We start from the raw sequence: 13,819 nt of genomic DNA, 5'->3' as shown, positions 1-13,819 counted from the left end.
GCCAGTAGTACCCCGAGTCCGACTCGCGGCCGGAATCGGGGGATCTCCGCCCCAGGGGTGGCGGAGACGGCCCGGCGCCAGGGGGCGCCGGGCCAGGAAGCCGGGACCGAGGGCGGCCCCGACCCCGACACCCTCCACGCCGCGCAACAAGCGATCCTGTACCCCGTACGCGCCGATGCCCCTGCCGCCGGCGAGTCGCCGGTGCAGGGTGTACAGCCCACGATCCGCCGCTTCACCGGCGATAAACGAACCATGCGCGTCGGCCCCTTGCGTTTCACCGACCAGCAGCGCACCCGCCTCCAGGAGGCCGCCGCCGAGCACAACTACAAGGGCGAATCCGGCTTCGCCGCCGACATCGTCCTCGCCTTCATTACCGGCCGGTTCACCGCCAATCTCCCCCTCAGCGAGGACCGGCGTCGCACGCATATCTTCCGCGCCCAGGTGCTGCGCGCACTCAACCGCACCGGCTCGAACGTCAACCAGATCGCCCGCGCCCTCAACACCGGCTACACCCCGCCCGACATCACCCAGCGCCTCGACGAACTGCACCACCTGCTCACGGACATCGCCCAGGCTCTGTGCCAGCCCTCCGACCCGACGGAGGGCCGACCGGAATGATCGCCGCCATCAAGCCCTCCGGCGCCAAGACCCGCGGTCTGCTCGCCTACCTCTACGGCCCCGGAACCCACGACGAACACCTCGACCCACACCTCGTCGCCGCCTTCGCCACCCTCGGCATGCCCGATCCCGGCCGCGACGAGAACGCGACCCTCACCGCTCTCGCCCACCACCTCGACGAACCCGTGACCTTGCGCAACAGCGAGTTCGGCAAGCCCGTCACCGACCACGTCTGGCACTGCCCGGTCCGCGCCGCCCCCGAAGACCGCTACCTGTCCGACGCCGAATGGGGCCAGATCGCGCAGCGCATCGTCCAGGCAGCCGGCATCGCCCCCGACAGCGACGACCTGGGATGCCGCTGGATCGCCGTCCGCCACGCGGAAGACCACATCCACATCGTCGCCACCACCGTCCGCGAAGACGGCCGCCGCCCCAAGCTCCACGACAGCGGCCTGCGGGTCGGCGCCGAGTGCCGCAAGATCGAGGAAGACTACGGGCTACGGCGCCTGAACAAGGGCGACCGCACCGCTGCCCGGCGTCCCACCCAGGGCGAGATGCACAAAGCCGCCCGCCTGGGCTGGGAGCAGACCTCCCGCGCCTGGCTCCAGGACCGCCTCCGCGCCGCCATCCCCCACACCACCACGGCCGAGGATCTCCTCGCCTACCTCCAAGCCGACGGCGTCGAGGTCAAACCTAGGCGCGGACCTTCCGGCGAACTCCTCGGCTACGCCGTCGGCCGCCCCGGCGACCTGAACAAGAACGGCGAGCAGATCTTCCACCCCGGCGGGAAGATCGCCCCGGACCTGTCCCTGCCCCAGCTCAAGGCCCGCCTGGAAACCAGCACCCCTGAGGAACACCCCACCGCCCGCCGCGACCGGCCCAGCACACCCTGGCAACGCGCCACCGACGCCCTCGACGGTGTGACGGCTGCCCTCACCGACACCAACGCGAGCGGCAGGACGGCACAGGCGCAGATCGCCGCGCTCGGCGAACTCATCGAAGCCACCTCCCAAGCCGCCCCAGCGGAACGCCGGGCCGAACTCCGGACTGCATCGGAAGCGTTCGCCCGCGCCCAGCGCTCCCAGGTCCGCGCCGAACACGCCGCCGCAGCCGGCCTGCGCACCGCCGCCCGTGACCTGCTGAACACCGCAGGCGGCAAGGACAGCACCACAGCGGTCCTGCTCGCCGCCCTAGTCTGGGCCACCATCCTCGCCAGCCGCTGGCACCAAGCCCGAGGCCACGCACAGCAGGCCGCCGCCGCCCACCTGACCCTCCAGCACCTGCAAGCCGCCTACGACCAGGCCGCCGCACCGCAGCTCGCTGAACTCAGCAGGCGCCAGCCCCAGCAAGACAGCACCAAGGCCCTCGCCAACGACGTAAGGGCAGCCATCCCCGACCACGCCACCCGCATCCTCACCGACCCCACCTGGCCCGCCCTCGCCACCGTCCTCGCCGACGCCGAAGCCGGCGGACACAAACCCCACCAACTCCTGAAGGAAGCTGCCGCACAGCGTGAACTGACCACCGCCCGCCAACCCGCCCGAGTCCTGATCGCCCGCATCCAACACACCGCCCGCAACCCCGCACCCAACCCACGAGCCGCCGCCGCCCGCCTCCGCTCAACCATCACTGGAATGCCGGTTCTTACCCAGCAGAACGGAACCTCGCAATCTGCCGCACGCCCCACGGACACCGATAGGGCCCACCGGCACCGCCGGTAGAGCCTCCGTCCCAGCAGCAGGGCCGGTCACCGCCAAGTGGCCGACCCTGCCTCTCCCTCCGTGCCGATGCCGCAGACGTCGTACGCGTCTCATCCGGTCGAATTCACGCCCCAGCGAAGCCCGTTCCGTGGTCAGCGAGTCGACGGCCGACTCCCGCCGGTACGGCGCCCAGCCCAGGCCGCTTCCATTGCCTGCGGGAGACCCGACGAAAAGGTGCCTCTCCGAGTGGCCGGAGTCCTCTGCGGCAGCGGGTCTCCCTCCTACGGTGCCTATGCGGGCAGGGTGACCTTCTCGGGGAGCCCGAATCGGGGCAGCAGATCGTTGTCGAGGAACCGGGTGATGGCGATGATCCGGTCACCCCCCATGGTGAGCACGATCAGCCCGGCCGGGTACGCGATCGGCTGGGAGGTATCGGGGAGGTAGCAGCCGAACGCGGGCTGGGTGTTGGCTCGGGTGGGTACGAGCCGGAACCGGTGACCCTCACGCCAGGCCGCACCGGTCCGGAGGAACGAGGCGATCGCCGCCGCACCTCGGTACTCGTGCGGTGCCGGCGGCATCGTCAGCCACGCGTCGTCGATGAGCAGAGCGACGACCCCGTCGATGTCGTCGGCGGTGAATGCCTCGGCGAAGCGCCGGGTGAGGTCGCGCTCCTGAGCGGAGCCGGGTCGAACTGTGGCCACGGAGCCGCGGCGTTCGTCCAGGCCGGCGCGTGCGCGCTGCAGGACGCCTTTGACGGCGGTCTCGGTCGTGTCCAGCATCTCAGCGACCTCGGCCGTGGAGTAGCCGAGCACGTCGCGCAGCACCAGCGTCGCCGTCTGGCGGGGCGGCAGCTGTTGGAGCGCGGTGACAAACGCGAGTTCCACCGCCTCCTTGCTCTGGTAGCGCGCGTCCGGCCTGGGGCGGGCGTCGGGAATCTGTTGGAGCAACGTGTCCGGGTACGGCTCGAGCCAGGTGGTCTCGCCGCGACGGGTGGGTTCGGGCGGCTCGAACGGTGGGATCGGCGTGGGTGGGGTGCGTCGCCGCGCGTCGCGGAGGGCGTTGAGGCATCGGTTGGTGGCGATGCGATACAGCCAGGCCCGCAGCGACGCCCGACCCTCGAAGCCCTCCAGGCCGCGCCAGGCCGCCAGCAGCGTCTCCTGCAGCATGTCTTCGGCATCGGTCAGCGAGCCGAGTATCCGGTAGCAGTGCAGTTGCAGCTCGCCACGGTACGGGTCGGTGAGCTTGCCGAACGCCTCCGGATCGCCGGCCTGGGCGCTGGCCAGGGTGTCCTCGGTCATGATCGCATCCTTGCACCGTTCCGTTGGAGGCAGCAGCGGTGTCTCAACACATGTGGATACCTTTGGACAGGCATTCGAACTGTTTCTCGAACTGCACCCGCGCGACGAGCTGGGCCGCATGCTGCACAGCCCGGGTCTGAAGGCAGCCGGACGGTTCTATGCGTTTACCACCCGGCATGACCTCGTCGTCAAGCTTCCTGCAGCGCGGGTCACCGAGCTCATTGCCGCCGGTGCGGGGCATACCTGCGATCCGCGCGGTGGACACCCCATGCGGCAATGGGTCCGCCTCAGCCCGACCGACGAACACGCCTGTGTCGCGTATCTCAAGGAGGCGCGCGACTTCGTGACCAGAGAGGAACGACGATGACGATGACCGACCACCCCAGCCCAGCCCTGAAGACCGCGCTGGCGTACCACGACGCGTGGACCGGCAAGGACTTCGAACGGGCCATGACGTACATCGCCGACGACATCATTTGCGACGCGCCTGCAGGGCGTATCGAGGGCGCTGCGGCGTACCGCGCCTTCATGGGCCCGTTCGTGCAGATGCTCATCAGCGCGGAAATGATCGCGGCCTTCGGCGACGACGAGACCGCGCTGGTCATGTACGCCACCGAGACGGTCCCGGTGCAGCACGCGCCAGGCGCCGAATGCGTCACCGTGAAGGACGGCAAGATCACCTACAGTCGGTTCCTCTTCGACCGAACACCGTTCGAGGCGGCACGTCAGGCGGCAACCTAAGCCTCAAGGTCGTCGTGGCAACTGCGGGGATCCGCCATCCCGTTGCCTCCTAGCGAACTGGAGTACGCACAGCCCGGTGTTAACCCAGCTCGTCGCGTCCATGACGCCCGGAGCATCCCGGACTTCCGTCAGGCTTCCGCTGCGGGCCGCAGAGGTTCTGCTCTCTGCCGGAGGTCCTCCGCCTCGGGCACGTTCCTGTAGCGGTCCAGCCGGGCGTACATGTCCTCGACCGCCTCGCCGACCTTCACCGACCTGATGCCGTCCGCACAGTCGAGGAACGCCGTCCACGTGGACAGTGCCGCGTCGAGGTCGCCTTGCCGCACGTGGACCTGTCCGAGGTCAGCGAGGACGATCGCGCGGCTGCGGCGGCGGTCGAGACCGTGGATCTCCAGGGACTGGTGCAGGTGCTCGGTCGCCCCGTCGAGGTCGCCGAGCCTGGCGAGGATCATGCCCGAGTGGTGAGCCCACCGCCCGATGCTGAAGTGCGAGGCCCACGAATCCCCCGGCGGTGCGTCGGGGGATTTCTCAATTGCCGTCTGCGATGCCGCAAGCGCCTTGGTCGCAAGTCGGCGGTCACCGTCGAGCGCTGCGGCGTCGGCGAGGGTGGTTTGGTAGTAGGAGACGGCTCGCGCGTCGTCCAGGGTCTTCGCCGCGTCGACGCATCGTTCGGACAGCCGCAGAGCGACGGCGTGGAATCTCGGGCCGAGGTCGATGGCCTGTACGGCCAGGCCGCGGAGGGCGGTCGCTGACAGTTCGGGGTCGCCGGCTTCGGCCGCGAGGCGGTAGGCGTGCGCGTAGTAGCGCTGGGCCATGCCCTGGTTGCCTTCGTCCTGGGCCATCCAGCCGGCGAGGTGGACGAGTTGGGAGGTCGCGGCGAACAGGTCCCGGCCGGTCTTTTCCGTGTAGTTGCCGTTGAGCCACGGGCCGACGTCTTCGATCAGGTAGCGCACGGCCAGGTGCCGGGCGTGGCCGCCGCCGAGCTCGGCTGCCGCGTCGCCGAGGACCTGGGACATTTGCCGGACTGCGGCGACCTCGCCGGTGCCGACCCGTACGGCTCCGACACGGTTGGTCCGGCGCACGATGCCCTCCGGGTCCGGAAGGTTGATGGCGCCAAGGGCGTATGCGCTCGTCGCGGCGAGGAAGTTCCGCCGTAGCACGTCGCTCCTTCCCAACTCGATGACTGACGCCACGGTATCCGTGACCGCTGATCCGGGCTCGGCGTATTCCGGTGCCGCAACCGAGTGATCGTCCAGTTCGAGAACCTCGACGATGTACGGCATCCAATAATCCGGCTTCCGTTTGCCCACCATCCACCGGCGGACGGATTGCCGGTCGAGGCCGGCGGGCCCTCGCCCCTCGGCGATCCCCAGCTCCCGGGCGAGCTTGGCCGGACCCCAACCACGTGCCGCACACGCCTGCTGGATCAGTAAGCCGATCTCCGGGCTGTCGGGCACCTCGCCCCTCCCTCCCCTGACACGGCAGGACCTCATGTCCGCCCTGAGCTGGCCTACACGGGCCTACGACTGGCCTACAGCCTGGCACCTCCTCACCGTGCGTACCCGCTCGTTGACTGAACAGCACAGAGAACGTGCTCGCTCATCGAACGGAAAACGGTGATCACACTCGTGCACACCACCGACAGAACCCCCACCAAAAGCGTCTGCGTCTGTATCTCCGCAACTTGCGTGCTGTTGCTGCCCGCGGAGTCCCGATGACGACCCCGATCAGCGCCGCCGACATGGCCAGTGACGTCCGGCTCGCCCTGGCCCTGGCCGCAGGCCGCCCAACGGGACCTGCCGCCGATGAACTGCGTGGACGCCTCCGTACCTACATCGGTGCCCTTCTGGACCCGGCCGACACCTACGCCGCGAACCTCTCGGATTCCCGGGCTCGCGACATCGCGATGAACACCGTCCGCCATGCCCGCGCTGTAGTGCAGGACCCCGTACAGGACCCTGCCGCGAACCTCCGTCTGCTGGCCAAGGCCGTTGACCATCTGGCCCGCTACGTCGCCCTGTCGCAGACAGGTGGCCGCCGGTGAGCGGCGCGCACGCGGCTGCCCCACGATCCTCGAAACCTGGGTTGGCGGTGGCTCTGCTCGGCTTGTTGGGGCTCCTCCCGCCAGCGCTGATCCTCGCCCCGCACGTGACGGAAGCGGCGCGAGTCCCCGTGGCAGCCGCCCGCCCTGACCTGCCGCCGCACGCCGGCGAACCCGCACACCTGCCGGTGTGAACCCAGCGTCTCGGTGAGCCGTGCGCCGGCTGTTCGTCCTGCTCCTTGTTCACCCGCCACAGACCCCGACGGCTGCGCGGTGCCACGTCCCGCCCGGCCGCCGGATTCCACCTCCCGCCCCTCCCTCCCGGAAGGACCCCTGTCCATGTCCCTCGACACAGGCGCCAGACTGCGAGAAATCCTCCGGCTGGCTGGATCGCCCGACGACCAACACCGTTTGGCCGAAGAAGACATCCACGGCCTGTCGATCGCCCCCGAAGCCCTGCGCTCAGCCCTCGCGTCCTGCCACACCGGCCGGGTCCACGTCACCGGCACGCTCGAACGTCGCCTGGTGCTCCTGGAGCGTCCGGACCGGCAGTGGGTCGTCGCGGATCTGTCCGGACAGCCGCATGAGACGCGGGTCTGGCCGGCCTGGCTGGACGGGCACGTCCACCTCGACGACGCCGGATCCTGGCTATCGCTAGCAGATCTGGACGAGCACGCCGTCGGCCGGTTCAGCCGCCCGCGTGTGCTGCTCGCCGCCCTGTACCACCCGGAGTACTTCCCCTTGCCCCGCTTCCCGTTAGGCATCTCCGATGTGGCGCGTGCCGCCCGCTCGACCCTCCTGGGCACCGTGTCCCTAGCAGACATGCAGCTCGGCATCACGTTGGAAGATCTGATCACCCGGGTGCAAATCGAGGCCCCCGACATCCTGGGAGTGTCCGCAACCTTCGGCCAGCACGACCTCCTGATCACACTGCTGGACACGGCCTTCGCCCTGCCGGAGCCGCCCGTCATCGTGGTCGGTGGAAGCCTCACCGCACGCAACGAAGGCTTGCTCCTGGAGCGCTATCCGGATCTGCTGGTCGCCCGTGCCGGAGGGGAAGCCACGATCGAGGGACTCCTCGGACACTGGCACGGCAACCTTGAGCGCCAGCACGTCCCGGCGCTGGGCTACAACGGAACGGCCCGAGGAGGCGGCATAGCCATCGCCCGGCGCCGCACCGCCAAGCCGATAGCGCGCGACGCGACGGCGGACATCTTCCCCGAACTCGATCTCCTCCCAGCGACGTTCGAGCACCACGGGGTGGCCCAGCTGGAGGCGAGCCGGGGGTGCACCAATTTTTGCTCGTTCTGCCCGCGCGGCCACAAGGGCACCTGGTCTGGAGCCGCCCCGGATCGTCTGCCGTGGATGCTGGGCGAATTGCGGAAGGTCTACGACCGGTATCCGGATGTGTCGCGGACCCTGTACCTGGTCGACGAGGAGTTCATCGGCCGCGGTGACGATGCGGTCTCCCGTGCGCTGGACGTCGGCCGGGTGCTGCACGAAGCCGGGTTCGCCTGGGAGTCGAGCTGCCGGGTGGACCAGGTCGTACGGACCGACCGCGACGCCGCGTGGCACGTGGAGCGGGCCGATATGTGGCGCACGCTCGTGAACCGGGGCCTGCGTCGGATGCTGTTCGGCGTGGAATCGGGCGTCGACTCCATCCTGGCCCGGTTCAACAAGGAGACCGGCGGTGAGCAGAACGCCCTGGCCATCCGCACCTTGTCCGCGCTCGGCGTCCCCACGCGCTTTACGTACATCACCTTCGACCACCTGATGACGCTGGAGGAGCTGAGAGCCACCTACGCCTTTCAGGGCCGCACCGATCTCCTACTGCACCCGCAGCCGCACCTGGCGCCGGCCGACATCGTGCGAGGGGTACGGGATGAGGCGTTCGTGGCTCAGGCGGCGACCGGCCGCCCTCTGCACACGGGCATCTCCTACATGCTCGTCTCAATGGAGTGCCTGATCGGGGCTGCCTACACCCGCAAAGCCCAGGAACGCGGACTGACCGGCTCCGTACGGCCATCGATGGGCCGAATCGACGCCCGGTTCGCAGACTGGCGCATCGGCATTGCCAGCACCTGGGCACAGCGCTGGGTAGACCGGAACTTCGCCCTGGACTACACGCTCAAGTCACTGGAGAAGATCCTCGACGGTGACCAGCGAGACGCGGTGCGCGCAGCCCGCGTGGTACTCAAGGATGCCGCCTTTACCGTCCTGGGCGAGATGATCGCCGTCATCGAGACCCACCCCCTGATCCCGGTCGACGACCACGCCGTCCAGCAGCTCACCGTCCTCATCGGCACCTTGCTGGAGGCCCGGATCGATCGGTTGCGCGAACGCATGGCGTCCACCGTCGAGCAGGTGGGAGCGCGACTGCGCGGAGAGCACGCCAAGATGCTCTACCACGAACACAGCAGGTGGGAGTCCGCCACCGGCTGGCAGCTGATCAACGCCTCAGACCCCTGCGGAACCTAGGGAGGATCAGATGGACCACCACAACATGCCAGGTCTCGGACGGAGGGTGTCACGGATCGGCGCGGGCTGCTGGACCATCGGCGGTCCCGCCGTCAACAACGGGACACCCATCGGCTGGGATGCTGTGGACGAAGACGCCGCCTACGAAGGACTGGTCCGCGCACACGAGCTCGGCGTCACCCTCTTCGACACCGCAGACGTCTACGGGCTCGGCCGATCCGAACGCCTCATCGGCCGCCTCCTACGCGAGACCACCCGTAGGGACCTCGTGATCTCCAGCAAGGTCGGGTACTTCGCCGGCACCGCCCGACACCCCTACCTCCCCAGCCAGATACACCGCCAGTTCGCCACGACCCTGGACAACCTGGGAACCGGCTACCTGGACCTGTACCACCTGCACAGCAGCGACTTCGGCGACCGCGACGCCTACCTGCAACCAGCAATCACCACCATCCTCCAGTTACGCGACCAGGGCCTGATCCGGGCCGTGGGTATGCGGGCACCCCACCGGTTCGCTCTGGAATGGGCAGACCAGCCCAACCACCCGCAGGCGGCCGAGACGAGCCGCTTCCTGCACCTGTTCCGGTCCGTACGCCCGGACGTGCTCACCGTCCGCCACAACCTGATGAGCCCCCGGTACTCACCCGGCGAGACCGACATCTTCGCCTTCGCGCGCGCCGAAGGAATCGGCGTCCTGATCAAGCAAGTCCTCGGACAGGGCCTCCTCCTAGGCACCCGCACTCCCAGGTCCGAACGCGCGTTCAGCGCCTCCGACCACCGCTCGGCCAAGCCGGTCGCCACCGATCTTCTACGCCTGCTGGAAGCCGCGGTGGACCGGATCGGACGACGGTTCGGCACCGCCCCTCATGACCTGGCCAGAGCCGCAGTGCAGTACGCCCTCCACGATGCCCCGAAAGCCGTCGCCCTCATCGGATTCCGGGACGCATCCCAGATCAGCACCACCCTGGCCCGTGCACACGAGCCGATCACCGACGAGGACATGGACTTCCTGCACGACGTCATGTCACCCGTGCGGGAGAAGATGACCGATTTTCCGTCCAACACCATCGGCCGTCGAAAGAATTGACCCAGCACCCCCAGCAGCAAAGGACACACCGTGGAGTACACCGAGGTCGAGCAGAAGTACCGGCTCGCTGTCCCAGCCCATTCGGTCAAGGACACCCTGACCCGCATGGAAGCCAAGCCCGGCAAGGCGTCCCGCCAGATCGACACCTACTACAACGCACCCCACCGGGACTTCCTCGCCCCCACGACGATCTCCGAATGGCTGCGGGTCCGCGTCGAGGACAACACCGCGTCCCTCAACTTCAAGCGGTGGCACCCGATCGAAGCCGAGGTGAAGACGCACTGCGACGAGTACGAGTCGGCTGTCACGGATCCGAAGGCCGTCACCCTGCTCCTGGACGCACTCGACTACAAGGAGATCGCCACCGTCGACAAGGTCCGCGAGGAATGGACCACCAGCGACGGGGACATCGCCGTCGCCTTCGATGACGTGGCCGGCCTCGGCACCTTCATCGAATTCGAGTTCAAGGGCGAAGCCGACAGCATCGAAGCCGCCACCACCCGCCTGGACGACTTCATCGCCACCCTCGGTGCCGAGCTCGGCAAACGCATCCACGCCGGCTACCCGCACCTGGCCCTCGGCCGCCACACCACATCCTGACCCGCTGCAGCCGGCGCCCAGCCCCTCGGCATCCTGGTCTCACAAGCCCGCACCGCGAGATGGCGACAGCGGTACCGGAGCCCGAGATTCCTCAGAGACCTACCTCACCGCAGCCTTCAAAGGCGCTGGTGGGAAACGTGTGCGCCCGCCAGGCCGTGGCCCCAGTAGGGGCGGCTGCCTGGCGGGCGCGCGGAAGACCGGCGGCCTGAGAGGTTTCCGACGGGTGGGTCAGCCGACGAGGGCGTTGTACATCTGCCAGCCGGTGGTGACGAGCGTGCGGGCGGCGAAGGGTGCGGCGGGGTTGCCGGTGCCGCGGTAGAGCCAGAGGCTGCCGGTGGTGTCCCGGGCCAGGAGATCCGCTTTGCCGTCGTTGGTCAGGTCGGATGTGCCGACGAGGAGGTTGTGCATCTGCCAGCCGGTGCCGACCTTGAGGCGAGCGGCCCAAGGTGCGGAGGGGTTGCCGGTGCCGCGGTAGAGCCAGAGGCCGCCGGTGGTGTCGCGGGCGATCAGGTCGGGTTTTCCGTCGCCGGTCAGATCGCCTCCGCCGACCAGCATGTTGTGCATCTGCCAGCCGGTGCCGACCTTGAGCCGGGTGGCGAAGGGTGCCGCCGGGTTGCCGGTGCCGCGGTAGAGCCAGAGGATCCCTGCGGTATCCCGGGCGATCAGGTCGGGGTTTCCGTCTCCGGTGACGTCGCCCACGCCCACCAGGGCGTTGTAGATCTGCCAGCCGGATCCGGCGTTGACGCGTGGCGCGAAGGGGGCCGAGATATTGCCGGTGGCCTTGTAGTACCACAAGGTGCCCGCCGGATCCCGGGCGAGCAGGTCGCCCGTTGCGTTGGCGTGCAGTCCGGACAGGTCGAACAGGGCGTTGTAGCCCTGCCAGCCGGCACCGAGACGGTAGCGGTACAGGAACGGGGCGCTCGGGCTCCCGCTGCCCTGGTACTGCCACAGCACGCCGGACTTGTCGAGTGCGACCAGGTCGGAACGGGTCGCACCGCTCGCCGGTCGGGTGCTGCTGATCTGCCGCACGTCATCGGCTCGGACCCAGGCGAGGCGGTGATTGAACCTAATCGGGATGAACTTCGTGGTTCCGGTGACCAGTGTGTGGTCGCCGGGGGCGCTGTTGTCGAAGTTCATGGCGTAGAAGTAGTCCCCGGCAACGGCCGGGCCGCCGGGCACGTAGACCTGGCCTGCCTTGAGGGTGTACTTCGTCAGCGCCTTGTCGGTGTCGGTCTGGACCGGCACCTGGGTGCCGGTGTAGTCGGCCGTCTGCGGGTACGCCCTGCCGTACACGGGAATCGAGGCGAGTCCCGCCTTCGGGGTCACGACCGGCTGCGCGGTGGTACCCACTGGGGCGGTTCGCTGGCCGCCGGGGTTGTAGAACCAGCCCATGCGGCCGCCGTACCAGATCGCCGTCCAGTCGCCCTTAACCGCTGCGACCACGTAGTGGCCGCCGGTGACGGCCTTGGCGGCCCAGTCCGGTCCCTGCGTGCTGCCCGCGGCGCCCGAGCGAAGATACGCGTCCGCGATCAGCGGCGAGCTGGTGGAGGCATCGGAGTAGAGGTAGAGGAAGTTCGCCGGCCGCGGCGTCTGGGTGGCACAGGTGGGGGTGCAGTACACGATGGCCGGCTGGTTGGCCGTCGTGAACGGCGGTGCGATGGTGATCTCCTGGCCGGCCAGCACCGGGCTGCCCGCGCCCGCGTCGCCGGTCGGCGCGCCCATCAGGGAGAAGTAGTGGTTCCAGTCCCAGTAGGGGCCCGGGTCCCAGTGCATGCCGGCCACGTTGGCGTCGATCGGGCCGGGGACCTCGTCGTGGCCGATGATGTGCTCACGGTCCAGCGGGATGCCGAAGCGGGTGGCGAGGTACTTCACCAGCGCGGCGGATGACTCGTACTGGGATTCGCTGTACCAGGACCCGGCCTTGATCGCGAAGCCCTCGTGCTCGATGCCGACCGAATGCATGTTGAGGGTCTTGTTGCCGGCCTGCCAGGCGGTGTCCTTGGTGGGCACCAGCTGCGTGACCAGACCGTCCGAGGCGCGGATCAGGTAGTGCGCGCTGGCGGACTTCGCCGGGTTCTGGAAGACACTCAGCGAACCTTCGTAGCCGCCCTCGGTGTCGTGGATGACGATGTATCGGATGTCGACACCGTCGGCGGGCCGGTTCGTGACGTCGTAGTTGCCGTAGTCCGCCGGATCCGTGCTGTTCTTCTGGAACGCCGCCGGGCGGAAATCGCAGTTCAGACCCGACGGGCACTCGGGGACCGGAGCGACCGCGGTGCTGGCGAACGTCGCAGCCAGTTTCATCTTCGCCGGCTTCACCGGCGTGACCGACCGGTCGGCGGCCAGGGTGACCCGCTGCCCGTCGGCAGTGACCCGGCTGCTCCCACGGTTGATGGTCTGGAAGACGCGCTGCGTGAACAACTGGGCGCCCTTGGCATCCGGGGCCTGGCTGTAGCGCGCGACGGCCGCGTACCACTGCCCCGCAGCCTTGGGCAGCGAACCCATCGCTTCCTTCTCGTACTGCGCCAGCAGCGCCGCCCCGCCCCGCACACTCTCCGCACGATCACTGCGCAAGGAGCCGACAGGCTCATCGGTCAGCTTCGCAGCCGCTTCCAGGGTGTGCAGCCGGGGGTCGGAGGTGTCGGCTTGGTCATCGCTGCCCTGCAGGGCCCGGGCCGGGTTGAACTTCTTCATCCGGGCCGGATCGCCGCTCATGTTCAGATGCGACAGCCGCTCCGCCCGCGTCGGCGCCTCCACGTCCTTGGGCGTCACCTGCGTCAGGCCCATGACGTTGTAGTTCCCGGCCGTACTGGGCTGACCCTGATGCGTCTCCCACCGGGTCATATGGTACGAAACAGCCATCAAAACACTCTGCGGTACGTCAAACTCCTGCGCGGCGTCCGCGAACTCCCGCTGCAACCCCGCAGCCGGATCCAGCGCAGGAGCAGCGCTGCCGGACGAATCCGCCAACGCGAACGTCCCTATCGCCGCCACGGATCCCGCGATGAGCGTGGCCGCTATGCCGATCGGCAGAAACTTCCCCGACCGGCGATGTCTACGAGTCAACGACCTGCCTCGATCTTCTGGCGCGCCCAGGCGCCCCCTGTGTGTCATGTCAAAGACAGGCAGACGCTAGCAGCGGGAAGGGGGAATGCGACCATCGGGCACCGGTGCAAGACCTCTTCAAATCATCCGGCGGGTCGTGTGTTTGGACTCCGGCCGGGCCATTGACCAGTCCACTGGATGGGCAGTACACCCT

11 protein-coding genes are annotated in these 13,819 nt (G+C 68.6%); 8 read left to right on the top strand and 3 right to left on the bottom strand.

Going from position 1 to position 13,819, the window contains the following annotated elements; translation table 11 throughout:
• Nucleotides 1-57 precede the first annotated feature (57 nt).
• Together mobC and G3I60_RS16075 are read left to right on the top strand one after the other, a co-directional pair.
• A complete protein-coding gene (mobC, locus tag G3I60_RS45450; RefSeq protein WP_164607321.1) occupies nucleotides 58-618 on the top strand; it encodes a plasmid mobilization relaxosome protein MobC in 561 nt (186 codons plus the stop codon).
• Entirely contained in the window at nucleotides 615-2,339 is a 1,725-nt protein-coding gene (locus G3I60_RS16075) for a mobilization protein (RefSeq protein WP_164607319.1), read from the top strand. Before mobC ends, G3I60_RS16075 begins: the two co-directional genes overlap by 4 nt.
• Nucleotides 2,340-2,608: 269 nt before the next feature.
• Here the strand turns inward: G3I60_RS16075 and G3I60_RS16070 are convergent, their stop codons facing one another.
• Entirely contained in the window at nucleotides 2,609-3,616 is a 1,008-nt protein-coding gene (locus G3I60_RS16070) for an RNA polymerase subunit sigma-70 (RefSeq protein ID WP_164607317.1), read from the bottom strand.
• Between G3I60_RS16070 and G3I60_RS16065 the strand changes: the two genes are divergently transcribed.
• Entirely contained in the window at nucleotides 3,615-3,983 is a 369-nt protein-coding gene (locus tag G3I60_RS16065) for a hypothetical protein (protein WP_164607315.1), read from the top strand. The genes G3I60_RS16070 and G3I60_RS16065 overlap by 2 nt on opposite strands.
• On the top strand, nucleotides 3,980-4,357 hold the full coding sequence (locus tag G3I60_RS16060; RefSeq protein WP_203673059.1) for a nuclear transport factor 2 family protein: 378 nt from the start codon (nucleotides 3,980-3,982) through the stop codon (nucleotides 4,355-4,357). The genes G3I60_RS16065 and G3I60_RS16060 overlap by 4 nt, the downstream gene beginning before the upstream one ends.
• Nucleotides 4,358-4,485: 128 nt before the next feature.
• Here the strand turns inward: G3I60_RS16060 and G3I60_RS16055 are convergent, their stop codons facing one another.
• Entirely contained in the window at nucleotides 4,486-5,811 is a 1,326-nt protein-coding gene (locus G3I60_RS16055) for a tetratricopeptide repeat protein (protein ID WP_343241949.1), read from the bottom strand.
• 257 nt (nucleotides 5,812-6,068) lie between these two features.
• Between G3I60_RS16055 and G3I60_RS16050 the strand changes: the two genes are divergently transcribed.
• The 4 genes from G3I60_RS16050 (at nucleotide 6,069) to cyaB (ending at nucleotide 10,560) form a co-directional block, all read left to right on the top strand.
• A complete protein-coding gene (locus G3I60_RS16050) occupies nucleotides 6,069-6,398 on the top strand; it encodes a DUF6415 family natural product biosynthesis protein (protein ID WP_164607313.1) in 330 nt (109 codons plus the stop codon).
• A gap of 336 nt (nucleotides 6,399-6,734) precedes the next feature.
• On the top strand, nucleotides 6,735-8,873 hold the full coding sequence (locus G3I60_RS16045) for a radical SAM protein (RefSeq protein WP_239069890.1): 2,139 nt from the start codon (nucleotides 6,735-6,737) through the stop codon (nucleotides 8,871-8,873).
• 10 nt (nucleotides 8,874-8,883) lie between these two features.
• The gene (locus G3I60_RS16040; RefSeq protein WP_164607311.1) at nucleotides 8,884-9,960 is read left to right on the top strand and encodes an aldo/keto reductase; all 1,077 of its coding nucleotides are present in this window, start codon (nucleotides 8,884-8,886) and stop codon (nucleotides 9,958-9,960) included.
• A gap of 30 nt (nucleotides 9,961-9,990) precedes the next feature.
• Complete coding sequence (gene cyaB / locus G3I60_RS16035; RefSeq protein WP_164607309.1) at nucleotides 9,991-10,560, top strand: class IV adenylate cyclase; 570 nt, start codon at nucleotides 9,991-9,993, stop codon at nucleotides 10,558-10,560.
• A gap of 228 nt (nucleotides 10,561-10,788) precedes the next feature.
• Here cyaB and G3I60_RS16030 read toward each other — a convergent pair whose 3' ends face one another.
• Entirely contained in the window at nucleotides 10,789-13,422 is a 2,634-nt protein-coding gene (locus G3I60_RS16030) for an N-acetylmuramoyl-L-alanine amidase (protein ID WP_239069887.1), read from the bottom strand.
• Nucleotides 13,423-13,819: the final 397 nt, after the last annotated feature.

This window comes from Streptomyces sp. SID13666, from assembly GCF_010548325.1.
Taxonomy (GTDB): Bacteria; Actinomycetota; Actinomycetes; order Streptomycetales; family Streptomycetaceae; genus Actinacidiphila; species Actinacidiphila fildesensis.
This window is presented reverse-complemented; position numbering and strand designations above follow the sequence as displayed.